This is a genomic window from Streptomyces sp. TAA486, assembly GCF_000426165.1.
In genome coordinates this window covers 1-1,239 of record NZ_AUEV01000036.1, presented here as the reverse complement: position 1 = coordinate 1,239, position 1,239 = coordinate 1, and the positions used below count along the sequence as shown (strand labels likewise).

1 protein-coding gene is annotated in these 1,239 nt (G+C 73.2%); it reads right to left on the bottom strand.

Annotated elements, in window-relative coordinates; translation table 11 throughout:
- On the bottom strand, positions 1-815 hold an 815-nt coding region (locus I004_RS0127780; RefSeq protein ID WP_037978203.1), incomplete at its 3' end, for a sensor domain-containing protein.
- Positions 816-1,239 lie beyond the last annotated feature (424 nt).

Genomic DNA, 1,239 nt, shown 5'->3' with positions numbered 1-1,239 from the left:
AGGTCCATGGCGAGGGCGACGAGGCGTGCTTGGGCGCCGTCGTGGAGGTCGCGTTCGATGCGGCGCAGGTCCGCGGCCGCGGTGTCGACCACCGAGCCACGATCCGACTCCAGCTCCCGTACACGCGTCGCGAGGGAGGACGGGCCGAGCAGCCCGAACACCATCAGACGGTCGACCTGGGTGAGTCCCCGCACGACCCACGGTGTGACCAGCAGCAGCGCCACTCCGGTGACGGCGACGGCCAGCAGTTCCAGCGGCCGGTCCGCGTACCAGCCCGCGGTGCCGCCCTCGGACCACCCGATTCCAGGCTGGTCCAGGTACCGCGGATAGACCCACTGCCAGGCGGGATACAGCGCCAGCGGCCACGCCAGGGACCACAGGACGACGGAGACGACGAAGGAGAAGACCGCCCACGGGAAGTGCAGCACCGCGTAGAGCAGATGCCGCCAGGAGACGCCGCTGCGCAGCAGGGCTCCCCCCCACGCCATCAGCCCGTTGCGCCGCTGGAGCGTCCGTACGGGCTCGGGCTCGGCGATCTCCAGGCTCAGCAGCGTCCTTGCGCGTGCCCGTTCCAGGCGGCCGATCGCGCGGCAGCCCAGCAGGCCCGCGGCGAGGATGGGCACTCCGAGGAAGGTGATCAGCAGCCCGGCGCCCGTCGAGAGCATGGTGACCGCGTACGCGAAGTACACGCACGCCAGGGGCATGCCCGTGACCACGTGCAGGAACTCGAGCCAGGTGCGGCCCTCGAAGGGCGCGCGCAGCACACCCGGCACCCCGTGGGGGCGGGGCCGCGCGATGTCGGATGCGGTGGCCATGGGAGGTGCCCGTCCTTCCGGGGTCCGTGGGGCGAATGCCGTACGCGCGCCGGGCGCGGGGCGGGCCCGGCGGGTGGCGAGCCCGGGTAGGGCCCGGTGCACGGCCCGCGTGAGCCTCACTCACAGAATCCGCTGCCGGCACGTTCCGCGGCCATGGCGTGAGCACGCGTCTTGTGGCGGGGGTTTACCCCACCCGTGGTGACGGCGGGCCGTGACCCCGGGGGCTGCGGCTCCGGTGGCCCGGAGTCAGCGGCTCCGCGCGCGCTGCCTGCGCCCGCGTTTGCGGGGAGCCGTGCTGTCGCTGCCTTGCCCTTGGTCTTCGTCCCGCCCACGCCAGGGGAGTTCGGCGGTGATGGTGGTGGGGCCGCCGGTGGGGGAGTTGATGATGAGGAGGCCGTCGACGGCGGTGAGGCGTTCGGTGAGT